Origin of the sequence: Candidatus Thiosymbion oneisti (genome assembly GCF_004359955.1) — a bacterium.
Taxonomy (GTDB): domain Bacteria; phylum Pseudomonadota; class Gammaproteobacteria; order Chromatiales; family Chromatiaceae; genus Thiosymbion; species Thiosymbion oneisti.
Genome location: NZ_SMSC01000022.1, coordinates 37,211 through 62,998, shown reverse-complemented (window position 1 = coordinate 62,998; position 25,788 = coordinate 37,211). Strand labels below are relative to the sequence as shown.

The following is a 25,788-nucleotide window of genomic DNA, read 5'->3' as shown; positions in this document are numbered from 1 at the left end:
GGTCGCAAAAGATTATATTGTTTTTTCTGTCCGCAGATTATGTCAGGCGATCTTCTTCAAGACATTCCGATCCAAATCGAGCGTATAAGAAAGAATGGTATCCAGGTTCATCTTGTCCGATGCTTTCAATATTTCGATGCCTGTGAGCCTTCCATCATCAGTTGTATCGATATTCACACCCTCCGCTATTTCAATCACTCCATCCGGCTCCTCATTGCTGAGATTTAAGTATAGCGCGTCGACTTCTTCATCGTAATGTACTTTCATGGGTTCTTCTCCTTTTCAACATTTTTTCCGCAAATGAACGCGAATCAACGCAAATCGATTGCAATCGATTTCCCGTCATTGATGGTTCATTAAGTCCCGTTGCGTTTATTGGCGTTCATTTGCGGATTCATCTTCCACGAAAATCCTGCTCATTTAATGCCAGCCTACTTGCGATTTTACGTATCTGATCAAATCTTCGTCCATCGGAAAAAGACTGTTATTCTTGGTTGTTTTCGGCTTGAACTCCAGGTATTTTTCAACATCAAAAGTTTGCGGCATATTCTTCCATATTGAAGATAATGATTCCGGATTAATTTCAATACCTTTGCCTTGCAGGCAATCCTCAATGAAATTGAACGTTTTTGACGATTCCATATATATCAGCCTGGCAAATATATACATTGAAAGGATATCCGCAAAAACGTATCCAAGCGCCACATCATTTTCCTCGTCAAAATAATCAGCCTCCACATGGTCAAAGCAAAGAAAGCCGAAAATCGTTCTATCAACGTTTTCGAGGTTTACCAGCTTTTTAAACTCTTCGGACAGATCGTTATTCCATAATGTCATTGGAATAATCAAGGTAGACTTGTAAAATGAAGATTTATCTTCCTTATCTCCTGTCCAGCAGTCTTCCCACTTCTTGGCGTGTGCTCCGGAAGCACCACTTAAAAACTGCTTTACAAGATCATTATCTAATCGGGGATTAAAATAACGATCTTCTGCGGCAGCTTCGGGAATGTTGTTTTCCAGGAAATATGTTCCATTTTTATATATAGTTAGAAAACCATAATTTTTTTCTACGTCTGCATCTGAATCATAAGAAACATGAGCGTCTCTGAAAACAGAAATCACTTTTGAATGGTTATCTACATTAAAGTTACCTTTAATGCACACTCTCAGTTTACGGCAACTTCTATTTTCAAAATATGCATGAATGAACTTGAAATTCTCATATGCATCCTCGTAAAATTTACTATTTATATAATTAACCAACTCGCTAGCTAATGCGCCAATGCGCGCACCATCTTCGGGTGTTTCCCGAAATGAATCCTTGAGCTTCTTGTGTTTTTCCGCGGTTAAAAATGCATACTGCAAATATTCACCCTGATTAAAGCAAACAGCCTTCTGAACAACCCTGGACCATATGCGCATATTGACCTGCTGAATTTTTAATTCCTTATACCTTTCCTCAAGAGATATAGTTTTATCAAAGAATCCTATGAAATAGGAGACTGGGCGAAAATACTCTGATAAAGCTTCCTTTATCATAGCAAGAATATCCGACCTACGAAGAGTGATCATTTCCATAAATCTTTCACCAACATATACATAGACCTGATGATGAATATACCGGCTAGGAGAAGGTCAAGACCCAACAACAAGTACTCAAAACCGGTAATAGCTTTCACAATAATAGGATTTACACCTATAGATTCAAGATAGGATACCCACCAGCTTAACAATACTGCGATTATGGAAATTGCAAAAAATGCGATTACGCCAACAACGACATGGGTTATAAATTTTACCAATGATATCCATATAGCCTTGTTATGGCCTATCTGTTTTTGAATCATTCATTACTCCCATACACTTCCTGTCATTTTTTCCGCAAATGAACGCGAATGAACACAAATTGGTCGCAATCGGTTCGCCATCATTGCGGTTTTCGGCTCGTAATTGTTCAACCCTCCAGTTGGCACCTTGAAAAATAGGTGTTTTCATCGACCGAGAGGCTCTAAGCCATTGATTATTCAGACATGCCATTCACGAAAACTGTATTTTTCAAAGTGCCCCAGTATTTTTGCCATCCCTGGCACTTGGATTCCGACAGTCCCTGCCGGAATGACGAGGTGGAGACTGAACGATTACCTCCGTCTCGTCATGTTCATTTGCGTCTATTCGCGTTCATTTGCGGACTGATCTTCCGCGAGTATCTTGTCGGGCACGCCGCCGTCCATCAATGTGGTTCGGCCAAGCTCCCTCCGTGTCCCTGCGTCGGGACGGCGCCTGGCCTCACCACATCCTACGCCCCATTGATATTCTTCTTTCATCTGCGAGAATCTGCGTAATCTGCGGATTCAACCGGTGGGCACAGCCCATCCTATGCCGCCTCGGCGACCTCTTCGTCTTCATCCTCTTCGGTCCTCTGGCCAGCCAGGATGATGGCATTGGACACCAGTTGGTGCACGCTGACGACCTGGTCCATCTCCATACCATAGAAGGGCAGGACCTTGGAGAACTGGCTCTTGCAGATGGCGCAGATAGCGGCCATGTGGGTGACGCCCTTCTCCTGGATCAGATTGTTGAGGGCCTCCACCCGGGGCTTGGCGCCCTTGACCCGCAGCTCCAGGAGGTCGTCGGTGAGCAGGCCGCCGCCGCCGCCGCAACAGAAGGTGCGCTCGCGGATGGTCTCCTCGTCCATATCGTAAAACCGGTTGCAGGTCGCCTTGATGATGGCCCGCGGGATGTCGAACTGACCGCCCGGCTTGTCACCCATGCGCGAGGCCCGCGCTACGTTGCAGGAGTCATGATAGGTCAGGACCATATCGTCGTTCTGTGACCTGTCGAACCTGAGCTTGCCCGTCTTCATCAAGTCGTAGGTGAACTCGCAGATGTGCTGAGGTACGGGATAGTTGGGATCGAGGAAGTCCCAGGGACCGGCCAGGGTGTTGAGGAAGCTGTAGGCGACGCGCCAGGCATGGCCGCACTCGCCGAAGACGATACGCTTGACGCCCAGATCCAGGGCGGCCTTGCGGACGCGCTGGGAGACCCGCCGCATGTTCTCGTAGGAACCGATGAACATGCCGAAGTTGGCGGCCTCGGAGGCATAGGAGCTCAGGGTCCAGGACACGCCGGCCTCATGGAACACCTTGCCGTAGCCGATCAGACCGTCTACGTGGGGCTCGGCGAAGAAGTCCGCCGAGGGTGTGACCAGCAGGATCTCCGCCCCTTCCTGGTCCAGGGGATATTTGACCGCTACACCGGTGTCGTCCTCGACGTCCTCTTCCAGTCCCTCCAGGGTGTTCTCCAACGCCGGACCGGGCAATCCTAAGTTGTTGCCGACCTTGTAGACCTTGCCGATGATCTCGTTACAGTACTTCTGGCCCATCCCGATGCTGTCCATGATCTCGCGCGCGGCCATGGAGATTTCCGCGGTGTCGATGCCATAGGGACAGAATACGGAGCAGCGGCGGCATTGGGAGCACTGATGGAAGTAGCTGTACCAGTCGTCCAATAGCTCGCGGGTCAGGTCCTCGGCGCCCACCAGCTTGGGGAAGAGCTTCCCGGCCAGGGTAAAGTGACGCCGGTAGACCTTGCGCAGCAGGTCCTGACGACCGACCGGCATATTCTTGGGATCCTGGGTGCCGAGGTAGTAGTGGCATTTGTCGGTGCAGGAGCCGCACTTGACACAGGCATCCAGATAGACGCGCAGGGAGCGATATTTGCCGAGCAGCTCCCCCATCTTGGCGATGGCCTTGTCTTCCCAACCCTCCACCAGCTCCCCGGGGAAGCCGAGGGGCTCTTGGAACTCGGGTTTGGAGAGGAAGGGGCTGCTGTGCCCCATTACGCCCGGCTCGATGGCCGGTATCTCCGGGTATTGTCTAAGCTCGGGTACGTTGAAATCTGCCTTTGCCATGTTCTTAGCCTCTCAGCGGATGCTGCGCGCTACCTACCCGGGACGGTGGACATAACCCACCCATTGTTCAGCCCCCACTTATGATAGCCTTTTAATTATTTTTTTAGCCAGACCATCTTCTATTTCGGTATGCCTTGGGATAGGTTGGCTTTTTCCCGATCGAGGATTTTTATACCAATCATGATTAGCACCATGGCGTACAAAAACACAACCATTTGACTTGATCGTCTTAATCAATTGTTTTCTTTTCAAACTGCCACTTCCAATAGCTGAAACGGTTCCGCATCAGGTACCAAACCTTTCTGAATATCACTGTAAATCTCGATTAAATTTCCTTTTAACTCATCTATCGTTTTACCTTGACTTTCATAATCAGGGTATTCTTGTATATGTCCGACAAACCATTCTTTTTCTCTTTTATAGACAATATTCAATTTCATGGGTAATCTCCTTAAAGCTGGGTTTCGTTCCTCAACCCAGCCTACCACTGGTCGAGGATTACTGCCCTTGAGGATCGCTCTCAAAGCTCTTGGCCCAGGCCGCGAGGTGCCGCCGCTCGCGGGGGTCGTCGACCTGATTGCGACCGGGGCTGAAGAACAACCCCGGCGCGTGCAACAGCTTGCTGAACGGAAAGACGATCATGAGGGTCGCCACCAGCAGCAGGTGCAAGAGCAACAGGGGATCCGCAGGCAGCGGAGAGAAGTCGAAGGTGATGAGGCCGCGGAAGAACAGCTTGATGGCAACCACATCCACATGGAAGACATAGGTCATCCCCAGGCCGCTGAGACCGATGAGGATCAGCAAGGCGAGGAGCAGGTGATCCGCTGGCCCGGTGATATAGTGCACTCGGTCGACCAGCACCCGCCGCGCCCACAGGCCCGCAAGCCCCACCACCATGGCGATCCCCCCATAGATGCCGAAGGGCTGGACCAGCTGAATCGGCAGCCAGACCGGCTCGATGAAATAGCGCAGATGGCGCAGGGTGACCAGAAGGAGTCCGAAATGGAAGATCCAGCCGAAGATCCAGATCCACTTGTTGCCTTTGAACAGGCTCTCGAAGAAGACGACCTCCCGCACCAGACGCAAGCCGACCCCGGTCTTGGTGGTCGGCGCCGGCGTGGTCGGGATTTTCAAGGGTGCAGGGGTGCGCGCGTACTGCACGATCTTTCGGACCAGGCCCACCACCAGCACGGCGGCGGCGATATAGAACAAGATGGCGTATAGGACCGTCAGCGTTGACATTCACCCTCTCCCAAGATCCCTCGCTTCGCTCGGGATAAGCCCCTCTCCCTCCAGGGAGGGTGTCGCAAAAGTCATTTCGAACCACAGAGAAAGGAATCGGCTAATTCTCTGCGTTCTCTGTGTCCTCTGTGGTTTAAACTTCACAGACTGGCAGCTGACGCCACCGCTTTTGCGACATCCTCTCCAGGGAGAGGGGCCTTGCGAACGTGCATAATTAACGGAAACATTGCCCACAACCCCCCTCCCTCGGCGGAAGCGGGGCTGTTGCGACACCCCCTCAGAGAGGGTGTCGCAAAAGATGACGCCCTTCGTAGGATGCGGTAAGCGCGGGAGATCTTTCAGGATGGCTCTGCCGGGTGGCGCGAACCGCATCGATGATGCGGTGAGCACGGTGGTTCCGAGCTTGCTGCCGACCGGTGCGCACTCTCCCTGCGCGAACCGCATCAATAGATGGCGGCGTGTCCCACACCACGTTGGGCACGGCACTCTCCAACGATGCGGTTCGCGGCCTACCCGCCCCATCCCTGGGGCGGGTAGGCGCTCACCACATCCTACGGGCCTTTGCGACACCCTCCCCAGAGGGAGAGAGGCTTTTTGCCTACCTGGGAACATTCGTGTTGATGCGTGGTGCTTGTTTCCGGATTTCGTCCACGGCTGTACTAGACGCAGCCCGTGGGCTTGGGGAGACCGGCATAGCGGCAGGCCTGCTTGGCAGGACCATAGGGAAACAGGCCGTACAGGTATTTGCTGTTGCCCTTGTCCTTGCCCATCTTTTTGCCGACGGCCTTGGTCAGTACCCGTACCGCCGGGGCGATCTGGTACTCCTCATAGTATTCGCGCAGGAACTTGATGATAGCCCAGTGCTCGTCGGTGAGTTCCAGGTCGTCTTCCTTGGACATCACATCGGCCACCCCCGTTTCCCACTCCTGGATGTTGGTGAGGTAACCCTCTTCATCGGTCTCGTAGGTCTTACCATTGACTTCGATCGGCATGATGATTTTCCTCTTCAGCTTGAAAGTTGAAAACTAGAGCCAGGCCTGGACCTTGTCGTTCTCTGCCGCCAGATCCACGAAACCCGCATAGTCCACGACCTTGATCCCAGCGATCACGCGGTCTGCGGAGAACCCGCGGGCCGCAAGGTCGGGACCCAGGACATAAATCGATTGCTTGGCGAGCGCGGCCTCGAGCTGTTTCTCCGCGCTCGTACCCTTCAGGACCGCGTAGACGCCGTCCTCGAACAGGAGCACGGGGTCGCCCTGGTTGACGAATTTGAGGCAGGATTCCAGGCTGTTACGCTCGAACGGCGACTTGTTGACGGTATGTAGGATGCTCATCGGATCCCCCTTAGGCGATTGACGGAAAATGGTGTACCAGATTGCGCCGGATTTTTGTTCGTATTCAAGGCGCGGCAACCGGCACATAGTGGACTATGTAACGGTTGCCGCAACACAGAAGACGGACGAAAAGACCAGCAGGATGGTATTTCATTTGACAGAAATCGCCTTAGAAACTGAAGATCACATCGGATTCTTCCATGAGTTCGGAAACGCGGGCGGTATCCACCACCTCGACGATGTTCTCGATCTCTTCCTCGGTCTCCCAATCCTCCCAGGGGATCTGTACCAGATCGTCCGGGGTCAGTCCGCGGGCCGCGAGCGAGTCCTTGTCTACATAGATGTTCTTCACCTCATAGTCGCCCAGGGTACGGTAGGTCGGCGAGAAGTTCTTCATCCCGATGCCGGTCGTATCCTGGCCCGTAGTGAGCTGATAGACCCCGTCATCGATAAACATCAGCCGCACGTGCTGATCGAAGGCGGCGCCGATGAGCACGACCTCCAGGGATTCCCAGGCATAGATGGTGCCGTAGGGGGCCTTGCGATTGAGGTACAGGAACTTCTTGGTAGTTTCAGACATGGCGTACCCCCTTAGTCGCCGAACACGACGAGCCGATCCGCCTGGATGGCCGCCTCGACCAACTGTCCCAGACCGGAGATGCGGAACCTGGGATGGATGTTGGTGGCGTCCTTGCTGTTACGCTTGGCCTCGCCTTCGTCCACGATACCGCGCCGTTGGGCGGCGGCGACGCAGACCACCAGCTCGGTCTGTACCACTTCGTTGCCGTCCTCGTCCTTGGTGACTGATTGGATCTTGTACTGCTCGGCCAGCTCTGCCCACCGATTGACGATGTTACGGTCATCTTGGGGGGGCGTCGTCAGTCGGGTCCCGTTGTTGACACCGTCATGGTAGAAGAAGACCCGAAATATCTCGTGCCCCTTCTCCAGGGCGGCCTTCGTGAAGAAGTACGCCGAGTCGGACGCTTGGTGCTGGTAGGGTCCCTCGTTGATTTGGATTGCGAACTTCATAGCGACCTCGATGTGGTTATTCCCCGCTCCCCATTCCGCGACCGGTGGAGGGTGTTGCAAAAGGTATCCTTATGACCCCCTCTCCCGGCGGGAGAGGGGCTTTCCGGTGTGGAGCGGACTCGCGACGCATTTCAGAAGCGGATGTAGTTGGAGGCGTTGAAGCTGGCCCGGGCGCCGCGCCAGTCATCGATGTGGTATTTGGTGAAGGGCAGCTCGACCTCTTCGAAGAACCGCGGCCAACCGATGCGCTCGATCCACTCGTTGACCCGCTCCCAATCCCGGGCACCTTCCCGGTAAGCCTTGAGGATGCGCTTGACGATGGCGGTCGCCTCGGGCCAGCGCGGCGGGTTGTTGGGGATACCGGCGGCCACCAGCTTCTGGAAGGTAGGCTTGCCGCGGGCGTTGGAGTGGTTGCCGCCGACCCAGATGGCCAGCTTGGAATGCTCGGCGTCGTTGATCTGCATGGGCGGACAGGGCGGGTAGCAGGCGCCGCAGCAGATGCACTTGCGTTCATCGACCTCCAGGGAGGGCTTACCATTGACCATGGCCGGGCGGATGGCCGCCACCGGGCAACGGGCGACCACCGAGGGCCGCTCACACACATTGGCGACCAGATCGTGGTTGATCTTGGGTGGCTTGGTGTGCTGCACGTTGATGGCGATGTCCCCCTGACCACCACAGTTGATCTGGCAGCAGGAGGTGGTGATATGCACCCGGTTGGGCATGGTGGCCGTTTTGAACTCATCGATGAGTTCGTCCATCATGGATTTGACGACCCCGGAGGCATCGGTGCCCGGGATGTCGCAGTGCAGCCAGCCCTGGGTATGGGAGATCATGGTCACCGAGTTTTGGGTACCGCCCACGATAAAGCCGGCATCTTCGACCGCCTTGATCAGGGGCTCCACCTTGGCCGCGTCCTTGACCACGTATTCGAGGTTCGAACGCAGGGTGAAGTGGACGAAACCGTCGGCGTATCGATCGCCGAGGTCGCACAGCTTGCGCAGGGTGAAGACATCGAGGATCCGTTGGGTACCGACCTTGACGGTCCAGACCTCGTCACCACTGTAGGCTACATGCCGCAGCACCCCGACCCGCGGGTGCTCGTGGTACTTCCACATGCCGAAATTCTTGCGCATCACGGGATGCATGTACTGCCAGGGATCAGGGCATCCGGATTCGATCGGCTCACGCATATCTGCCATCGCCTTCCTCCAAAATCTTAAAATACAGTCGCAATCTTAAGCGCGCGGCCGGACGCGAGGACCCTACCCCGCGCCGGCCCGTAGGATTCAGCCGGCGGCTTCGGCCCGACGCTCGAACCACTCCTGTGCCGCCTCGTCCCAATCGTCCATCCGGACGTAGGAGCTCTGGCGCGGGTGGTTCAACATATTGGGGTCGGGCTCGATGTCGAGACTATCGAGGAAGTTGGCCAGGCCAATGCGTTCGATCATCTCGCCGCAGCGCTCGTGCTCCAGGCCGTTCTCGGCCCAGAAGTCGATGATCTCCTCGGCCAGCTCGACCAGGGACTCGTAGTCTTCCTCGGTCTCCAGCTTCTTGAAGGGAACGATGACGGTGCCCATGAGGTCGCCGATCTTGAGGGTGCGCTTGCCGCCGACGCAGATGGTCACGCCCTTGTCGTCGCCCGGATGCAGGGCCTTGGGCATGACGTTCAGGCAGTGCATGCAGCGCACACAGTCGCGGTTGTTGACCACCAGGGTGTCGTCGTCCTTCAGGGTCAATGCCTGAGTAGGACAGCGGGTGATGACATTGTCGATGAGGTACTGGCGGCCTTTGGTCTTGAAGTATTTCTTGACCTCCTCCTGATCGACCTTCATGTCGTCGCGCCAGGTGCCGATGACGGCGAAATCCGCCCGTTCGATGGCATTCTGGCAATCGTTGCCGCAGCCGGAGACCTTGAACTTGAACTTGTAGGGCAAGGCCGGACGATGCACATCGTCGGTGAAGTTGTTCACCAGCAGGCGATGGGCCTTGAGCTCGTTGGTGCAGGACATCTCACAGCGGGCGGCACCGACGCAGGACATAGCGGTGCGCACGCAGGGACCGGCGCCGCCCAGGTCCCAACCATAGTCGTTGATCTCGTCGAAGAAGTGCTGGGTGTTTTCGGTGTCGGTGCCGATGAACATGATGTTGCCGGTCTGACCATGGAAGGTTACCAGACCCGAGCCATACTTCTCCCAGCTGTCAGCCAATTGGCGCAGCATATCGGTGGTATAGTGGTTACCGGCCGGCGGCTGGACGCGCAGGGTGTGGAATTCCTTGGACTCGGGGAAGGCCTTTCCGACCTCGGAGAACCGGGGAATGATACCGCCGCCGTAGCCGTACACCGAAACGGTGCCGCCCTTCCAATAACCCTTGCGGGTCTCGTAGGAGTGCTCCAACTGGCCCAGCAGACTGTTGGTTACCTGGTTGATGCGTGCGTCCGGATGCTCGTCGCGCAGCCGCTTGATACCCGAGATGAAGCTCGGCCAGGGGCCGCTTTCCAACTGATCGAGCATCGGTGTATGGTGCTTTTCGATGGCCATTGGGCTGTTTCTCCAGGTCTTTAACCGATAAGTGTCAGAATAAGAAATCGTATCATTTTGCGCCGGTCGTCGGCGCGGGCCTCGCTACCCGCGGCGTGCATCGCATTGAGTTCTCAACCGACGGATCCGGCACTCGGCGGTCGTCGGCGTGACGGTGGTTTCCCGGCAGTGGTTTCCGGGCGACCCGGGCTAATATACCGGCCACTCAATATACTCCCCCACCGATAAATGGGAACCCTGCCACCTATGAGGAATATCGCTCCGACCTGCTCTCCCCAACCTGGTATTAGCTCCCGACCCACTAGCCACCGTAGAAACCCTGGCTGTATTCTCAGCCGACCCCCGGTAAATTGGGCGGCGATATTACGCTCTGATGATCCGTTAGTCAACGGATTCTAATATAAGCGGGTCCTCATATGCTAGCCCTGTCGCTAGGGCAAGCAGGTATAAATTCCTTATCGATTAACAAGTTGATGCCGGCTGTAGGGTGGGCTGTGCCCACCGAACCCGCTGTTCGGCGTTATACTGCCACACGGCACAATCCGAGCTTTTGAATTTCCCCCTCACCCCACCCTCTCCCGGAGGGAGAGGGAGTGAAATGCGCAGATTGTTCCGTGTGGCAGTATAGTTTGGTATTGCCCGAGAAGGCGTCTACACCCAAAGCGAGGTCCGTGTGGGCCGACAGCGCGGGGGGTAATATGGGTGTCAATGCCATTACCGGGCGACAAAAAAGAGGAGAAGCTACGAATCACGCGAATCGGCGCGAATGGATTCACGCCGATTCGTCGTTTTCTCTTCCGCATCCTGATCGACCACGACCAGCGGTCAGCAGCTAACTTTTTAATCTCTCTGGGTCAAATTCCCCGCCGCTTGCGGCGAGAAAAAAGACTTCCATCCAATTGATACCCCCTTGGGGCGGGGAGGATTCATTGGTATTGATATGGTATTGATTGGGTGTAGGTTGCGTTAGCCGCGCGGGGAAAGGCTGCGGGGGACACGGCGCCGAACGCGGCGTAACGCAACACGACACTGTAAGGCGGTTGAGCACGGAAATTCGTGTGGATGCGTGTGATTCGTAGTTTATCCCCATCCATGCTCACGAAGAGGGAAAAACGACTCGGGCAGTCGATTTGGTGCCGAGGAGAGGACTTGAACCTCCACGGGCTTTCGCCCACTAGTACCTGAAACTAGCGCGTCTACCAATTCCGCCACCTCGGCAGGTGGTCCGCAAAGGTGTTACCCGATCCGGTCGGAGAGGATTTGTCATGCTAGTGAGACAAAAGGGGCTTGTCAACGTACACTAAGAAGCCGTCTGGTTAAAAGCAATCCTGAATGATTTGGCGCTGTTTGGGGGACCGGACGTGTTACGTTCGACGCCCAACGGCTCGTTGGTCTACGGCCAGGCCAGTGCCGGCGTCTTAACGCAACCTACACCCACATGATCCCCCGTGCAGCCTGCACGCGCGGACCTCGTCTTAAGTGTAGGTTGCGTTAAGCCGCGTGAGAAAACGTCTGGGAGAACAACACGACGCTCGGATCCGTTTTAACCAGACAGCTTCTAACTCTTTATTTTGGAATGGAAAAACGCCATCGTGGCAAGACCCAAGCAGGCAAGATCCCGGGCTGCGGACCCCCACCGTCGGCGCGAAGCGAAGAAGTATTCCAATCCCATCCCAAGCCGGGAGTTCATCCTCGAGACCCTCACCGAGGCCGGCGTTCCACTCACCTTCAGCGAGATCGCCGCCACCTTCGACATTCGCGACGAGGGGGAGCTCGTCGCCTTGCAGCGCCGTCTCGGTGCCATGGTGCGGGACGGGCAGTTGGTACCCAACCGCCGGGATGCTTACTGCCTGGTAAACAAGCAGGATCTGATCGCGGGCCGGGTGATCGGCCATCCGGACGGCTTCGGTTTCGTCAAGCCGGACGATGGCGGCGATGATGTCTATCTCTACCCACGACAGATGCGCGGCCTGTTCCACAACGACCGGGTGGTGGTGCGGATCATCGGTCAGGACCGCCGGGGGCGACTGGAAGGATCGGTGGTCGAGGTGCTGGAGCGCAATACGCACACGGTGGTCGGGCGCTTTTATCAGGAGAGCGGCATCGGCTTCGTGGTCCCGGACAACAAGCGTCTGACCCATCACATCATCGTCCCCAGCGACCGGAGCGCCGGCGCCGGTCAGGACCAGATCGTCGTCGCCGGGATCACGGACCAGCCCACCAAGCGCACCCAACCGATCGGGAAGATCCTGGAGGTGGTCGGTGACCACATGGCTCCGGGGATGGAGACGGACATCGCGATCCGCACCCACGAGCTCCCGGTACAGTGGCCGGCGGCGGTGGAGGCCGAGATCGCGGCTCTGGAGACCGAGGTCCCGGCTGCGACCAAGGATGGGCGGGTCGATCTGCGCCGGCTGCCTCTGGTGACGATCGACGGGGTCGATGCCCGAGATTTCGACGACGCCGTCTACTGCGAGCCCAAACCCAAGGGTTGGAAGCTCCTAGTCTGCATCGCCGATGTCTCCAGCTATGTGGAACCGGGTACGGCCCTGGACGCGGAGGCCCGCGAACGCGGCAACTCGGTCTATTTTCCGGGCCGGGTGATCCCTATGCTGCCGGAGGTCTTGTCCAACGGGCTCTGCTCCCTCAATCCCGATGTCGATCGGCTATGCATGGCCTGCGAGCTGTACGTGAACCGCGCAGGGCAGATCACCAGATCCCGCTTCTTCGCGGCGGTGATGCGCTCTCACGCCCGTTTCACCTACGACCAGGTGGCGGATCTGCTCGGGGACGGCGACCCGCAGCTGCGCCGACGCTGTTCGGAGCTGCTGCCTCACCTGCACGCGCTCTATGCCCTCTATCAGGCCCTCCATGGGGCGCGGACGGGGCGCGGGGCCATCGATTTCGACACCACCGAGACCTCTTTCGAGCTCGATGAGCAAGGCCGTGTCCTGGCGATTCGCCCCCTAGTGCGCAACCTTGCCCACCGCATCATCGAGGAGTGTATGCTCGCGGCCAATGTGGCCGCCGCCAGGCTCTTCCAGCGCCAGCGGATGCCGGCCCTGTACCGCATCCACGAGACGCCCAAGGAGGAGAAGCTGAGCGACCTGCGGGGGTTTCTCGCCGAGTTGTCCCTGCGCCTGCCCGGCGGCGAGCGACCCACGGCAAAGGATTATGCGGCCCTGCTCGATTCGGTCCGGACCCGCCCGGATCGACGCCTGATCCAGACCGTGCTGTTGCGTTCCATGCAGCAGGCCATGTACAGCTCGGAAAACGCGGGCCATTTCGGGCTCGCTTATCCCGCCTACACCCATTTCACGTCCCCCATTCGCCGCTACCCGGACCTGATCGTCCACCGGGCCATCAAGCATGTGCTGGCGGGGGGGGCCGTAGCGGATTTCGACTACGCCAAGCCGGACCTGCGGCGCATCGGTGAGTACTGCTCCGGCACCGAGCGCCGTGCCGACGAGGCCACCCGTGACGTCGAGTCCTGGCTCAAGTGCGAATATATGGAGGACAAGATCGGTGCGGAATTCGAGGGCACCATCACCAGCGTCAACTCCTTCGGCATCTTTGTGGAGCTCGACCGGATCCACGTGGATGGCCTGGTGCACATCACGGCCTTGGACAACGATTTCTATCACTTCGACCCGGTCGGGCACCGGCTTACGGGAAAACGCACCGGCACGGTCCACCGCCTCGGCGATCGGCTGCGGGTTCGATTGGCGGCGGTAAACCTGGACGAACGCAAGATCGATTTTGTCTTGGCGCCGCGCGGGCAAAGTGGTCGCAAGAAGCGTAAGCACAAGGTTTGAGCCGGTCCGGATTCCCTCATGGGTAGTGGTTAAGGTTTAAATGGAAACATCGCCACTCGCAGTGGGTTGGGCACGTCATAAGCTGCACTCCCTCTCCCTCCGGGAGAGGGCCGGGGAGAGGGGATCAAATCAAGCAATGGGGCGTGGTTAATGAACCGCTCTACGCTAACCATTTAAAAATCTACCACTACCCCCTCATGACGACCCTGAACCTTGCTCCCTTGGGTAAGGTCCTGAACAGTCTCGACCGGGCCTTGGTGCGCGCACTCGCGGCCACCGAAGACGAAGAGCTGCGCGACGCCTGTATTCAGCGTTTCGAATACAGCTTCGAGCTGTCCTGGAAGATGCTGAAGCGACAATTGCGCGAGGAACTCGCCAATCCGGCGGAATTGGATACCTGGTCTTATAAGCAGCTGATCCGGGTGGCGGGCGAACGCCAACTGATAGCCGACGTGGCGGCTTGGTTCGACTATCGCGAAAAGCGTAACCTGACCTCCCATTCCTACGATGAGCGGAAAGCCAAGCAGGTGTTCGCCGTCCTGCCGCGTTTTGCGCAGGACGCCACAGACCTGTTCTCCCGCTTGCAGGCCCGTCATGGATAGCAACCGCTTGGACCTGCGACCGCGGCATGCAGCCATGGTCCGGGACATTCTGCACCGGTTGGTACCGGACCGTAGCGTCTGGGCCTTCGGCTCACGGGTTACCGGCAAGGCTCGGCGTTATTCCGACCTGGATCTGGTGGTCATGGGAGACCGCCCGTTGCCGTCCCCTTCCCGGCAGGCCTTGCAAGAGGCCTTCGAAGAGAGCGATCTGCCGTTTCGGGTCGATGTCCTGGACTGGGCCGACACCGATGCGTGGTTTCGGGAGATCATCAAGGCCAACTGTATTCCGCTCGTGCAATATCCGTGATTCGTAGCTTGTACCTAAAACGAATCCATAATCTCAAGGGATTTGCCACCACTTATGATCCCAAGGCTTGTTTTCCTTCCCTGACAAATCCCGGCTACCGTGGATAACGGCGACGACGAAGAGACGCTCGGGTTGGATCAGGTAGAGGATACGGTAGCCCTGGTAGATCAGCTCCCGAACATCCTCCCGGCCCTCGGCCTCCGGCACCGCTCGTCCCATCTTTGGAAAATCCGCCAATTTCTCCACGGCGGCAATCATCCGTGGCTCTTTATGGATTCCGGACTGTTCACGCTCATGGAAGGTACTACCGGAGGTTTTGGAGTGCGGCGGCACCCTGACTTCAGTACCGACCAGAATCCGCGATGCCCGATGTCACCACAGCGTTGGCCTGGAACACGGGCCCGCCGCCGCTTTGGATTTGGCGCTGCATCCGTCTCCAACACCGGTGTTGCGGCCAGGGGAAAGCGCCGTCGCCGCGGCGCGCGTAGTGCTCAGAGCCCGGATTCCCGGCCAACGCCGCTGGTATCCCCCATAGCTGAGGTTCGATGCAGCCGCGCCGCTTTGCCGGCGCACTCCAAAGCAGTCCGGAATCCATAAAGAGCCTCATCCGTTCCGTGAAGCGCCGGGCGTAATACGGGGAATCCTTGGCGATGTAAGCCTTCAGGTTCCGGATATCGGCCCTGGCTTGCTGCGACCATTTAATCACCATCGCCCAAGAGTTCGGCCTTGACCTGTTCGTGAGGGACGGTACGACCTGCCTCGATGTCGGCCAGACCTTCTTCGATCTTCTGCTTCACATAGCTCTCATACATGAGGTCATCCCGGGATACCTGGTCGGATAGGTGATCGATAATCTCTTTAGCGGTCTGCATGAAATAATCCTCTTATCCGACGGCATGGGGGGTCACGTCCCATACAATTGTATACCCGTTGGGCGTAAGTAAATAGAATGAGATCGAATAATCCAATCCCCATCGTGGGTATCCACAGTGTTCGGGCCGCGTTGCAGCACGGCGGTGAGGGCGTCCTGGAGGTATGGTTGGAGAACCGGCGTCGCGACCGACGCCTGGCTGAGGTCGCCGAGTTGGCATACCAGGCGGGCGTTGCGGTCCGGCGGGTGATGCGCGATGAGTTGAACGGCGTGGCCGAGGGTGTGAATCACCAAGGCGCGCTGGCTTGGGTCCATACCCCGGCGGCCCGTGGAGAAGCGGCTCTCGGCACCATCCTCGACCACACCCAAGATCCCCCCTTGTTGCTGATCCTGGACGGCGTTCAGGACCCCCATAACCTGGGAGCCTGCCTGCGCACCGCCGACGCAGCCGGCGTGCAGGCCCTGATTGCGCCCAAGGACAAGGCGGTCGGCCTTACCGCGGTCGCCTGCAAGGTCGCCAGCGGCGCCGCGCGGACCGTCCCTTATGTTCAGGTCACCAACCTCGCACGCACCATCGCGAGTCTCAAGGAACGGGGCATCTGGCTGATCGGAACGACCGCTGAGGCAGGGACCGATCTGTTCGAGACCGATCTCACCGGCCCCCTCGCCCTGGCCCTGGGCGGTGAAGGCAAGGGGCTGCGGCGCCTCACCCGGGAGCGCTGCGATCTGCTGGTACGGCTCCCCATGCTGGGGACGGTGGAGAGCCTGAATGTCTCCGTGGCCGCGGGGATCTGCCTCTACGAAGCACTGCGACAGCGGCAGGACGGTTTGAACCACACAGGCGTAAGCAGTAAGAAAACGACGAATCTACGCGAAAATTGATGCGTGCGGATTCGTGCGATTCGTAGGGTGGGCTGTGCCCACCAATCGGGTCTCCTCGGTGGGCACAGCCTACCCTACGCCCACGATTCCCCTTCGCCGCACCCGGTCAGCACAAAAAAGCCTCACAACCGCCCGCGCTCGGATAACTGTCAACGGCCTTTATAAAAAACAGCCAAACCTGCTTAAAAAAACGGATCTATAATCCGGTAGGTCCTGACAGAATCTGCGTACCGGAGGTTTCGGCGCCTTGGCACAAGATCAAGCCACCCTGCGGCCAGACAGCCTGGTGCTCTACAAGGTTCGGCCCGCGCGCGTCCTGGCGCTCGGTGACAAGATCGATATCGAGCTCGAGGGCGGACAACTCAAGCGGGTGCGCCCTAAGGATGTCAGGTTGTTGCACCCCGGACCATTGCACAGCCTGGCCGATCTCGGCCCGCGGGAAGGCGAGCTCGCCGAGACCCGGGAGCTGCTGGAGGGGGACGAAACCAATCTGGGCGAGCTTGCCGAGCTGATGTTCGGCGAGTTCTCCCCGGCAACGGCCTGGGCCGCTTGGCAGTTGGTGGCGGAGGGCCTCTATTTCGAGGGTACGCCGGAGGCGGTGCGAGTCAGAACGCACCAAGAGGTGGCGCACGACCAGGCCGAGCGGGAAGCCAAGACCGCTGCCGAACGCAGTTGGAACGAGTTTTTGGAACGGTTGCGGCAGGCCCGTCCGACACCGCAGGATGGGGAACGCCTACAAGAGGTGGTGCGCTTGGCCCGGGGTGAAACCGCCGGCAGCCGCATTCTCCGGGCCCTGGGTTATCAGGAGACGGTGCAGAACGCGCACCGGGCCCTGATCCGGGTCGGCTATTGGTCCCAGGATTACAATCCCTACCCGGAACGAAACCGGTTGCCGGTTGCTGATCCGGATCTACCGGTGCCGGACCTCTCCCATGAAGAACGTCTCGATCTGACCCAGCTGCCCGCCTATGCCATCGACGATGAAGGCAACCAGGATCCGGATGATGCCCTGAGCCTGGACGGCGATCGGATCTGGGTACATGTGGCCGATGTGGCCGCCTTGGTGGCGCCGGACAGTGATCCGGATCGCGAGGCCTGTGCTCGGGGTGCCAACCAGTACCTGCCTGAGCGGACGGTCAAGATACTACCCCAGGCGGTGACGGAACACCTGGGGCTCGGTCTGCACCCCGTCTCTCCCGCCCTATCCTTCGGCTTCCAGTGCGGGGAGGCCGGCGAGCTGACGGATATCGAGATCCGAGCCACCTGGGTACGGGTTGAACGGCTGACCTACGAGACCGTCGAGCAACGGCTCACAGAGCCGCCCTTTGCCCAACTGAACCTCCTGGCCGAGCGTTTTCGCACGCGCCGCACCGCACACAAGGCCGCCGCTATCGAGCTGCCCGAGGTCAGCGTGCGGGTACGCGACGGCGAAGTCAATATTCGACCCCTGCCAAGGCTGTGCAGCCGCCTCTTGGTAACGGACACCATGCTCATGGCCGGTGAGGCCGCGGCCGGATTCTGCCTGGAACGGGAGATTCCGATCCCGTTTGCGACCCAAGCGGCGCCGGACAAGGTCGAGCAGCCTGCCGACCTGGCGGCTATGTATGCCTACCGTCGGCGTTTCAAACCGACGCGGCTCACCGGCAACCCGGAGCCCCACTTCGGCCTGGGGCTGGCCCGCTACACTCGGGCGACAAGTCCGTTGCGTCGTTACTCGGATCTATTGGTGCATCAGCAGATCCGGGCCTGGCTGGCCGGAAGCCAGCTGCTCGACACCCAACAGGTCACCAAGCGCACCGCTGAAGCGGAGATAGCCGCCGCCACCGTGCGGCGTGCTGAACGGCTCTCCAATCAGCACTGGAAGCTGGTCTACCTACGCGCCAATTCACAGTGGCGAGGGGAAGGGGTGCTGGTCGATAAGGGTGAGCGCAAGGCAGTGGTGTTGATTCCGGAGCTTGCCATGGAAGCGCGGGTGAGGCTGCGCGGGGATCCCGAGCTGAATAGCCGGGTCCGACTTATACCGCAGGAGGTCGATCTGCCCGACCTGACCTGCTATTTCCGGGTCCACGAATAGACTTCAAAGACGATGGCTATTCATTCCATGAAATAGTCGTCGGACCGGGTAATGCCGGGTTGTTTCCCAACCGTGCCTTTGACAAAACCTTGGGAAAAGGGTAGTGGTAAATTTACAAGTGGTAGAACTTCAGAACGACTATCGACAGATGGACATTCCCACTTTGAACTTACCCACTACCGGGAAAAGTAATTCCCAATAGAAGCACCGAATCAATGTGGTCGGTATTTCGACACTGCCGTACCAACAACCAAAACCGAGGCAATATCAGCCTGCATCCGGTGGGCTATAGTTGGCGTCCTTGGGATTGAGAAAGATGAAGTGGAACTGCCCCGGCTCGATCTCCACGAAATCCATGGTTGCCTCGGCCAACAGGGGGACATACTCGGGAGCCATGACGATATCGATTCCTTCCGACGAGATACGAATGTCTTCGTCAGTGACGTCATCGAAGCCCATGCGGTAGTCGACAGAGCCATCCGGCTTTTGGTGGGCTGCGAGGCGCAGCGGCAGCTCCTCGGTTCCACCCTGCTTGGCCGTGCTTAGGACCTGCTGAGCGGCAGTTGTCGTTATTTTGAACATGGGTTGTGCTTCCTTAAAGAGCGTTGAACTGAAAAATGGTTAGCGTAGAGCAGTTCATTATGCCCCATTTCTTTAATTTGATCCCCTCTCCCCGGCCCTCTCCCGGAGGGAGAGGGGGCGAAGTGGTCAGTGCTGTTGGCAGTAATTCCGTACTCTACCACTTTAAAATTTACCACTACCTGAGGCTTAACTTAATGGCATTGCATCCTAACCTACTAACCGGATCAGGGCAGGCCGGATCAGGGCAGGAAAGAGCCCATACGCCCGAAGGGATGTGCAATCTGGCGTACGTTCTGGCGCATGGTCGCAACACCGCCCGTCATGAGATAGACGCGCTGGTCGATGATGCCCACTCCCTCTCCGATGAGGCCCATACTCTGCTCGATGCCGGCCATATCCCGGGTTACCGAGTCCATATTCGTCCGTATCCTCGGCATGACTTTGGTCAGTGCCGCCATGTTCGCGTGAATCGGCTCCATGTGGCCGATGTGCTCGTCGAAGGCGTGCATCCGTTCGGTGATGGCGCCCATGTCCTCATCGACAGTGCGTAGGTGGTCGTGCATGTCGTCCATATTGGCGACGATACCATTGAGGTCTTCGTACAGGACCCGGACATAGTAGACGTTGAAGACTGCCAGGATCACCAGCAGCACGGAGGTGACGATGATGATTGCATCGGTGATACGAAAATGGCGGTAGCGTTCGTCCAGATGGAGCTGGGTCTCCCGCCCAAGCCGGGCAATGACTTGAACGATGGCACGCCTGGGATCTTCTCTCATAGTCGAGCTTCCCTCCTGAAGGCCGCCTTGGAAATTTCAAGACGGCCATGTGGGGCAAGGATGCCTAGTACCTAGTTTCACCCTACTTTAGGTTCTCTGGGCTGAGCCCACCAGCTAAGCGCGGGAGTGGTAGGCACAGCCCACCCTACAGGCTATATGCAAAATATGCAGAAATGGGGTACTAGGGGGTGTTCTCATTAACAAACGATCTAATCCTGGCTATCTCGAACCACGGATCGACACGGATTGGTCTCCATCCGTGTCGATCTGTGTTCATCCGTGGTTCTCTTTATGGAAACGGGAACATTTTGTTCATGGAGCGGGCAGGCTTGGCCATATGGTGCACCTGCTGGGACATGGCTTGGATCTCGTGGTTCATAATGTCCATGTTCACCGAGATATTCCCGACGTTTTTGCGCACCGTGGCCAGATGGCGGTTGATGCCGTGGACGATCTCCCGCATCGAGCGTATGTCCGAGTCGATGACCTCCATCGCCCTGCTCAGGGTTCCCGTCATGCCTTGGATATCCTCCATCAGTGCAACCCGCTGCTCCATATTGATGATATGCCCGCGAGTCCGGTGCATCTGCTCGGCCACGGACGTCAAATGAATGTTCATGTCGCTTACAATGGCCGAGATCCGGTTGATCTGGGCGCTCAGGGTCAGCAGCAACACCAGAATCGAGATGGCGATCGCGCCCAGGATGATGAGGCCGGCCTGGATACTGTAGTTGAGACGGGCGCCGAGCTTATTCTTGATATCGATCTGGCTGAGGATGATGCCTTCGAAGGAGCTCAGCGCACGCAGATATTGCTGTTGGAGAACGGCGTCCTCCTCTCTGGTCAATCGTTCTTCGGCCATGTCCTCGTTCTCTGCGGGAAGGATCGGGATGCGCCGACGGTGACTCGGGCACAATCAGGAATGATAACCCCTTTGGGGCTGGGTCGTCCCGGAACCTGCGAAATCGGTAGTGGCTCAGTTCGCGAAAAAACGGAAATTGCGAAAAAACGCCAGGACGCAATGGCGCCAAGACGCAAAGATTCTTTGTTCTTTCTTTGCGTCTTGGCGCCATTGCGTCCTGGCGTTAAATGGGCCGGAAAGGGAGCGGCCAAGCATAAAATTTTCAAACTGAGCCACTGCCTCGAAATCCGATCGGGCGAGCACGTATGATTTTCTTTTCGAGTAACGACATCCCTTCTCAGGGCTACCGAATGACCTTTAAAATCAATAACTTATAATTAAAGCCTACCGTTATGTTTGATCCATAACAGTTTGAATTTATTGATTTTAATAAATTTATTATTCGGTAGCCCTGCATCCCTTCTACCCACAACCAGGACCTGTTGACATTTAACTCTAACCAACTGTTTTTCACGTGTTAAATAGCCACAACACCCACTACGGTCAATCAAGCGGTTAGCGTAGGGTCCGCTGTGCAGACCTTCACCGTCTAAGGTCAACACGACCTAAACGCAACCGGTAGGCTTGGGCAGTCCGCCCCACTTGCAGATGAGCTTCATGGGACCTTTCTTGAAAATAGCGTACAGGTCTTTGGTGGAAACCTTGACCTCCTTAGCAAATTTGCGGATGGGTGGGACGACGCCATTCTCGTCGTACATGGCCCGCGCCTCGCGGATATAGCCCATGACCTGTTCGGTCATCTCGAACGCGTCCGCGGCCGCCAACTCTCTTGCGATTTCCTCGCTCCAATCCTCGCGGTTGACCAGGAACCCTTCGCCGTCCAAGGGAACATCGATTGCCATCGTCATTGCCTCCGGTTGTTCAACTTAAAGAGAACTGGTTAAGCAATCCTGAATGATTCGGTGCTGTTTGGGGGACCGGACGTGTTGCGTTCGACGCCTAAAGGCTCGCTGATCCTCTGCTCGGTCAGTACCAACATCTTAACGCAACCTACACCTACATTACCGCCCGCGCTGTCGGCCCACGCGGACCTCGCTTTAAGTGTGGGTTGGGTTAGGCGCGTTGCCCGATCCCGAAGTACAGCAACAAGGCCGAACGCGCCGTAACCCAACCCGCCGGACTTAATCTCGACGCAGGAGGGATCTTTTCCCGCAACCAACACCAAATAATCCAGGACCGCGCCCGGACAGTAGCATGATATCGGTGGGCACAGCCCACCCTACGACCTCAGTCCTGCCCGGAAAAGCCGTAAGGGAGATCACGGAAGGAGAGCGAGGGACCATCAGGGCCGCCGAGCCGTACTTCCCCGCGCTCCGCGGCCTCGATCTCCACCACCGCCAGGAGCTCGTAGTCACCCTTGCCGTTGATGCCTGCGTCTACCACCCGACCCGCGGCCTGCTCGGAGCGGCTGTTCGCAGCATGGAGCACGTCGCCCGGCACGGGTGGGTCGTCCGTGCTGACCTGCGCCAGGTACATGCGGCGCTTGAGTTTTCCCAGGTATTGCATGCGCGCGACCACTTCCTGGCCCGTATAGCACCCCTTCTTGAAGCTCACGCCATCGAGCAGGTGGAGGTTAGCCATCTGAGGCACGAAGGCATCACTGGTCTGTCGGTAAAGGGTCGGTATCCCGGATCGGATGTCGAGCAGAGACCAGAACTCGGTGTTGACGACGGTCGCGGTCGCTGCCAAGTCGTCCCATATAGCCTCCAGCGCGGCGGGCGGACCCAGGAGCTGGAATCTGGGTGTAGGACCCGGGATGCGAATGGTGATCAGCTCACCATCTTGGGTCACCCCGTTTTCCTGCGTCGGGACCGCAGCGAGGTGGGACGCCAGCAGGGACGGCGCGCAGGTACCGGCGATGGCGATGGCGATCAGCCGCTCGCTTGCGTCCTCGATGGTAGCCTTGGCCCGCAGAAGGTACATATGCAGCCGCCGGGTCAAGGCTTCCACCTGGGTGCGCGGAAGCTGAAGATAGATGACGGCGTCCCGCCTGAAGGTGCGAAAGCTGGCCAGCATCCGTCCCTTGGGGCTGCAATGGCTTCCGAGCTGGCTGACGGCAGTGGAGAGGCGGGTTACGTCATGCGTGACCTGCCCTTGGAGAAAAGACTCCGCTTCCGGTCCGGAAACAGCGATCAGCCCGAGGGGGGAGAGCGCCATCAGGGCGCAGTCGGCCTCCACAGGGGCATCCGGGAAACGCACCTTGCCCGCGTCGTCGATGCGCGCGGAATGGGATTCGAGGAAGGTTTTCCAAACACTGTTCATGGTATTGGCAATCGCTTTCTCTCAGGGTCTCGAGCGGTGGCAGAAGACCTCGCGCATCATGCCGACCAGCTGCAGGGTACGCGCATCGCTCACCCGATAGTACACCCGATTGGCGTCCTTGCGTGAGGCCAAGATCCCCTTATCGCGTAGTATGGCTAGGTGTTGGGAGATGTTGCTTTGGGATGTGCCGACGTAATCCACGATCTCCTGTACACTGATCTCCTGGCCGCCAAGGGTGCACAGGATCTTCAACCGCAACGGGTGCGACATCGCCTTGAGCGAGCGGGACGCGCGTTCGATATCGTCATCGTCGGCGAACAGGTCGGTGGACGGCGCCTCCGCGTTCGGGGCCTGAGTTCCGGGATTGGTTGGTCCGGGATTGGTTGGTCCGGGATTGGTCGGGGGGCTGAGATCACCTGCCATGGAATTACACCCTGCTCTTCAAAGTATCACCAATGCATAAGGATACACTAATACGGACCTCGCTTTAGGTGTTCGAAAATGTTCTGGCAAGAAGACAATCATAAGACCTCATTCCAAATCCCGGACGACATCGTCGATGTCCTGTTTTCCCTGATCTGCAAACGCTTACCCGTAGACCATGCCTACGCCCTGTCCGCCGCGCTGCAGCAGACCGCCCCCTGGATTGCGGAGGACACTTCCGGCGTTGCGGTCCACACGGTCCACGTGGCGGGTTCCCAGAACGGCTGGGAGCGACCCGGCCATGGTACGGACCAATACCTGATCCTGTCCAAGCGCACCAAGCTCACCATCCGGGTGCCTAAGCAACACACGGCGGCACTCATCAAGGATCTCGCGGGCCAGACCCTGGACGTAGCCGGCTGTCCACTGACCATCGGCCCGGGCAAGATCCGCCGGCTGAGCAAAACAACCACACTCCTCTCACGCCATGTGGCTAGTGTCCCGGACGCCACCGAGGAGGGCTTTCTCGACTGGGCGGCACAAGCGTTGAACGACCAAGGCATCCGGGTACGCAAGGCCCTGTGCGGCAAGATGACCCTCCTGACCACACCGAGCGGCATGCTCCGCACGCGCAGCCTCATGCTGTCGGACCTGACGCCGGAGGAATCGGTCCGCCTGCAACAGCAGGGGCTCGGCCCCCATGGCAAGCTGGGTTGCGGCATCTTCATCCCCCACAAGGGCATAGAAGCGGTCGGGAAAACGGCCTGATATGGCCCATCTCTACATCTCTGCCGCCCACAAATCATCGGGTAAGACCACGGTTTCCATCGGGCTGTGCCGCGAGCTGGTGCGGCTGGGCGCATCCGTTCGGCCCTTCAAAAAGGGACCCGATTACATCGATCCCCTGTGGCTCGGTCAGGCGTCCGGCCGCACTTGCTTCAACCTGGATTTTCATACCATGGATCGGGAAGAGATCACCGGCGGGTTCGCACGCGGTCTGACCGACGTGGATGTGGGACTGATCGAGGGCAATGTCGGCCTGTTCGACGCCGTCGATCCGCACGGCAGTAACAGCAATGCCGCGCTGGCTAAGCTGTTGCGCGCGCCCGTAATCCTGGTGTTGGACGTCCAGGGCATGGGCCGGGGGATCGCGCCCCTGTTGCTTGGGTATTCGGCTTTCGATCCGGCGCTGAACATCGCCGGTGTCATTGCCAACAAGGTCGGCGGCTCCCGCCATGAGACCAATCTGCGCCGCGTGCTGGAGCACTACACCGACCTGCCGTTGTTGGGCGCCCTGCATCGGACGCCGGAGATCCGGATCAGTGAGCGCCATCTGGGCCTGATTCCGAGCAACGAAACGGAGGCGGCGGAGGATCAGATCGAGCGCATCCGCGCCCAGGTCGCGGGGCAGGTGGACGTCCCCAGGGTATTGGAAATCGCCCGCTCGGTCCCACCGCCGCCGGCGCCCCCGACCGCAGACCAGCCGGCCGCGACGACGCGGGAACCGGTGCGCATCGCCATCGCGCGGGATGCCGCCTTCGGCTTCTACTATCCGGACGACCTCGCCGCCCTGGCCCGTGCCGGGGCGGAACTGGTGGACTTCAGTCCGGTGCGGGACGCAGCGCTTCCGGACGCGGACGGGCTATTCATCGGCGGCGGTTTTCCGGAATTTCGTCTGCGCGAGCTGTCCGAGAACCGGTCCATGCGCGCGGCAGTCCGTGACTTTGTGGAATCCGGGGGCGTCGTTTACGCCGAATGCGGCGGCCTCATGTATCTGTGCCGCGAGCTGCATTGGGGCGATCGACGCGGTGCCATGTGTGGGGTCCTGAACGCGGATGTCGCTATGTATGAACGGCCCCAGGGGCGGGGATACGTCCGCTTGCGTGAGACCCCGGCCTTTCCCTGGCCGCAGGTCTCGGAGACACCGCACGAGAGGCCGCATGAAATCAGGGCCCACGAGTTTCATCATTCGGCCGTTCTGAATCCGGATCCCGCCTGGACCTTCGGCTACCAGGTCTTGCGCGGCAAGGGGATCGACGGCCGGCACGATGCAATCGTCCACAAAAACCTGGTGGCCGCCTACAGCCACCTGCGCGCCGTGGGCGGCAATGATTGGACCGGGCGATTCGTCGCCCAAATACGCGCCTGCCGGCGTTGACTGCCTAGAATTACTAACCGCGAGGTCGCACCGCGGTCGTGCCGGAAGTGTAG

Annotated in this window: 30 protein-coding genes and 1 tRNA gene; 8 read left to right on the top strand and 23 right to left on the bottom strand. The window is 58.2% G+C overall.

All coding sequences use genetic code 11. The features are described 5' to 3' along the window. Positions 1 to 42: 42 nt before the first annotated feature. From E1958_RS13745 to dsrA, 14 genes are all read right to left on the bottom strand, one after another. Complete coding sequence (locus E1958_RS13745) at positions 43 to 267, bottom strand: DUF2283 domain-containing protein (protein ID WP_089724941.1); 225 nt, start codon at positions 265 to 267, stop codon at positions 43 to 45. A gap of 153 nt (positions 268 to 420) precedes the next feature. Beyond that, complete coding sequence (locus E1958_RS13740) at positions 421 to 1,578, bottom strand: hypothetical protein (RefSeq protein ID WP_133512369.1); 1,158 nt, start codon at positions 1,576 to 1,578, stop codon at positions 421 to 423. Next, positions 1,569 to 1,847 (bottom strand): hypothetical protein, encoded by a 279-nt coding sequence (locus tag E1958_RS13735; protein ID WP_133512368.1) that lies wholly within the window; start codon positions 1,845 to 1,847, stop codon positions 1,569 to 1,571. Before E1958_RS13735 ends, E1958_RS13740 begins: the two co-directional genes overlap by 10 nt. A 321-nt stretch (positions 1,848 to 2,168) precedes the next feature. Next, complete coding sequence (locus E1958_RS20380; protein ID WP_165741540.1) at positions 2,169 to 2,324, bottom strand: hypothetical protein; 156 nt, start codon at positions 2,322 to 2,324, stop codon at positions 2,169 to 2,171. 50 nt (positions 2,325 to 2,374) lie between these two features. Continuing rightward, positions 2,375 to 3,910 (bottom strand): sulfate reduction electron transfer complex DsrMKJOP subunit DsrK, encoded by a 1,536-nt coding sequence (dsrK, locus tag E1958_RS13730; protein ID WP_133512367.1) that lies wholly within the window; start codon positions 3,908 to 3,910, stop codon positions 2,375 to 2,377. Between the two features lie 78 nt (positions 3,911 to 3,988). Continuing rightward, positions 3,989 to 4,147 carry a type II toxin-antitoxin system HicA family toxin gene (locus E1958_RS22060; protein ID WP_369334471.1) on the bottom strand — a complete coding sequence of 53 codons (159 nt, stop codon included), beginning with the start codon at positions 4,145 to 4,147 and terminating at the stop codon, positions 3,989 to 3,991. A gap of 11 nt (positions 4,148 to 4,158) precedes the next feature. After that, positions 4,159 to 4,350 carry a type II toxin-antitoxin system HicB family antitoxin gene (locus E1958_RS13720; RefSeq protein ID WP_133512365.1) on the bottom strand — a complete coding sequence of 64 codons (192 nt, stop codon included), beginning with the start codon at positions 4,348 to 4,350 and terminating at the stop codon, positions 4,159 to 4,161. A 58-nt stretch (positions 4,351 to 4,408) separates the two neighbouring features. Continuing rightward, positions 4,409 to 5,152: a respiratory nitrate reductase subunit gamma gene (locus E1958_RS13715; RefSeq protein ID WP_133512364.1), complete on the bottom strand. Its 744-nt coding sequence runs from the start codon at positions 5,150 to 5,152 to the stop codon at positions 4,409 to 4,411. Positions 5,153 to 5,811: 659 nt separating this feature from the next. Then, positions 5,812 to 6,144 (bottom strand): TusE/DsrC/DsvC family sulfur relay protein, encoded by a 333-nt coding sequence (locus E1958_RS13710; RefSeq protein ID WP_089724954.1) that lies wholly within the window; start codon positions 6,142 to 6,144, stop codon positions 5,812 to 5,814. Positions 6,145 to 6,177: 33 nt separating this feature from the next. Further along, entirely contained in the window at positions 6,178 to 6,486 is a 309-nt protein-coding gene (gene tusB / locus E1958_RS13705) for a sulfurtransferase complex subunit TusB (protein ID WP_089724956.1), read from the bottom strand. A 169-nt stretch (positions 6,487 to 6,655) separates the two neighbouring features. Further along, a complete protein-coding gene (tusC, locus tag E1958_RS13700) occupies positions 6,656 to 7,066 on the bottom strand; it encodes a sulfurtransferase complex subunit TusC (protein WP_133512363.1) in 411 nt (136 codons plus the stop codon). A gap of 11 nt (positions 7,067 to 7,077) precedes the next feature. Beyond that, positions 7,078 to 7,515 carry a sulfur relay protein TusD/DsrE gene (locus tag E1958_RS13695; RefSeq protein WP_133512362.1) on the bottom strand — a complete coding sequence of 146 codons (438 nt, stop codon included), beginning with the start codon at positions 7,513 to 7,515 and terminating at the stop codon, positions 7,078 to 7,080. 131 nt (positions 7,516 to 7,646) lie between these two features. Continuing rightward, the gene (gene dsrB, locus E1958_RS13690) at positions 7,647 to 8,717 is read right to left on the bottom strand and encodes a dissimilatory-type sulfite reductase subunit beta (protein WP_133512361.1); all 1,071 of its coding nucleotides are present in this window, start codon (positions 8,715 to 8,717) and stop codon (positions 7,647 to 7,649) included. Between the two features lie 87 nt (positions 8,718 to 8,804). Continuing rightward, the gene (gene dsrA, locus E1958_RS13685) at positions 8,805 to 10,058 is read right to left on the bottom strand and encodes a dissimilatory-type sulfite reductase subunit alpha (RefSeq protein ID WP_133512360.1); all 1,254 of its coding nucleotides are present in this window, start codon (positions 10,056 to 10,058) and stop codon (positions 8,805 to 8,807) included. 702 nt (positions 10,059 to 10,760) lie between these two features. Between dsrA and E1958_RS13680 the strand changes: the two genes are divergently transcribed. Further along, positions 10,761 to 10,961 carry a hypothetical protein gene (locus E1958_RS13680; protein WP_133512359.1) on the top strand — a complete coding sequence of 67 codons (201 nt, stop codon included), beginning with the start codon at positions 10,761 to 10,763 and terminating at the stop codon, positions 10,959 to 10,961. Between the two features lie 228 nt (positions 10,962 to 11,189). On the opposite strand, the gene E1958_RS13675 is transcribed toward E1958_RS13680, so the two are convergent. Then, a tRNA-Leu gene (locus tag E1958_RS13675) sits at positions 11,190 to 11,276 on the bottom strand. A gap of 374 nt (positions 11,277 to 11,650) precedes the next feature. On the opposite strand from E1958_RS13675, the gene rnr reads away from it, so the two are divergent. From rnr to E1958_RS13660, 3 genes are all read left to right on the top strand, one after another. After that, a complete protein-coding gene (gene rnr / locus E1958_RS13670; protein WP_133512358.1) occupies positions 11,651 to 13,873 on the top strand; it encodes a ribonuclease R in 2,223 nt (740 codons plus the stop codon). Positions 13,874 to 14,016: 143 nt separating this feature from the next. After that, a complete protein-coding gene (locus tag E1958_RS13665) occupies positions 14,017 to 14,475 on the top strand; it encodes a nucleotidyltransferase substrate binding protein (RefSeq protein WP_243725273.1) in 459 nt (152 codons plus the stop codon). Further along, complete coding sequence (locus E1958_RS13660) at positions 14,468 to 14,782, top strand: nucleotidyltransferase family protein (protein WP_133512357.1); 315 nt, start codon at positions 14,468 to 14,470, stop codon at positions 14,780 to 14,782. Before E1958_RS13665 ends, E1958_RS13660 begins: the two co-directional genes overlap by 8 nt. Before the next feature lie 33 nt (positions 14,783 to 14,815). Here E1958_RS13660 and E1958_RS13655 read toward each other — a convergent pair whose 3' ends face one another. Further along, a complete protein-coding gene (locus E1958_RS13655; protein WP_133512356.1) occupies positions 14,816 to 15,040 on the bottom strand; it encodes a type II toxin-antitoxin system RelE/ParE family toxin in 225 nt (74 codons plus the stop codon). Between the two features lie 440 nt (positions 15,041 to 15,480). Beyond that, positions 15,481 to 15,654, bottom strand: coding sequence for a hypothetical protein (locus E1958_RS20375; protein ID WP_165741538.1), 174 nt, complete (start codon positions 15,652 to 15,654; stop codon positions 15,481 to 15,483). A 77-nt stretch (positions 15,655 to 15,731) separates the two neighbouring features. On the opposite strand from E1958_RS20375, the gene rlmB reads away from it, so the two are divergent. Both rlmB and E1958_RS13645 read left to right on the top strand, forming a co-directional pair. Then, the gene (rlmB, locus tag E1958_RS13650; protein ID WP_133512355.1) at positions 15,732 to 16,535 is read left to right on the top strand and encodes a 23S rRNA (guanosine(2251)-2'-O)-methyltransferase RlmB; all 804 of its coding nucleotides are present in this window, start codon (positions 15,732 to 15,734) and stop codon (positions 16,533 to 16,535) included. A gap of 247 nt (positions 16,536 to 16,782) precedes the next feature. Further along, complete coding sequence (locus tag E1958_RS13645) at positions 16,783 to 18,609, top strand: RNB domain-containing ribonuclease (protein ID WP_133512354.1); 1,827 nt, start codon at positions 16,783 to 16,785, stop codon at positions 18,607 to 18,609. Positions 18,610 to 18,876: 267 nt separating this feature from the next. On the opposite strand, the gene E1958_RS13640 is transcribed toward E1958_RS13645, so the two are convergent. From E1958_RS13640 to E1958_RS21340, 6 genes are all read right to left on the bottom strand, one after another. Further along, entirely contained in the window at positions 18,877 to 19,191 is a 315-nt protein-coding gene (locus E1958_RS13640) for a HesB/IscA family protein (protein WP_133512353.1), read from the bottom strand. Positions 19,192 to 19,430: 239 nt separating this feature from the next. Further along, the gene (locus tag E1958_RS13635) at positions 19,431 to 19,970 is read right to left on the bottom strand and encodes a hypothetical protein (RefSeq protein WP_089724980.1); all 540 of its coding nucleotides are present in this window, start codon (positions 19,968 to 19,970) and stop codon (positions 19,431 to 19,433) included. A 289-nt stretch (positions 19,971 to 20,259) separates the two neighbouring features. Continuing rightward, positions 20,260 to 20,832 carry a hypothetical protein gene (locus E1958_RS13630; RefSeq protein ID WP_089724982.1) on the bottom strand — a complete coding sequence of 191 codons (573 nt, stop codon included), beginning with the start codon at positions 20,830 to 20,832 and terminating at the stop codon, positions 20,260 to 20,262. Between the two features lie 605 nt (positions 20,833 to 21,437). Continuing rightward, positions 21,438 to 21,740 (bottom strand): TusE/DsrC/DsvC family sulfur relay protein, encoded by a 303-nt coding sequence (locus E1958_RS13625; RefSeq protein ID WP_133512352.1) that lies wholly within the window; start codon positions 21,738 to 21,740, stop codon positions 21,438 to 21,440. Between the two features lie 379 nt (positions 21,741 to 22,119). Continuing rightward, the gene (gene ygfZ / locus E1958_RS13620; protein ID WP_133512351.1) at positions 22,120 to 23,154 is read right to left on the bottom strand and encodes a CAF17-like 4Fe-4S cluster assembly/insertion protein YgfZ; all 1,035 of its coding nucleotides are present in this window, start codon (positions 23,152 to 23,154) and stop codon (positions 22,120 to 22,122) included. Between the two features lie 21 nt (positions 23,155 to 23,175). Further along, on the bottom strand, positions 23,176 to 23,577 hold the full coding sequence (locus E1958_RS21340) for an ArsR/SmtB family transcription factor (protein ID WP_133512350.1): 402 nt from the start codon (positions 23,575 to 23,577) through the stop codon (positions 23,176 to 23,178). A gap of 78 nt (positions 23,578 to 23,655) precedes the next feature. Between E1958_RS21340 and cas6 the strand changes: the two genes are divergently transcribed. After that, positions 23,656 to 24,345, top strand: a complete 690-nt coding sequence (cas6, locus tag E1958_RS13610) for a type I-MYXAN CRISPR-associated protein Cas6/Cmx6 (protein ID WP_133512349.1) — start codon at positions 23,656 to 23,658, stop codon at positions 24,343 to 24,345. Position 24,346: 1 nt separating this feature from the next. Continuing rightward, a complete protein-coding gene (locus E1958_RS13605) occupies positions 24,347 to 25,735 on the top strand; it encodes a cobyrinic acid a,c-diamide synthase CobB (protein WP_133512348.1) in 1,389 nt (462 codons plus the stop codon). Positions 25,736 to 25,788: the final 53 nt, after the last annotated feature.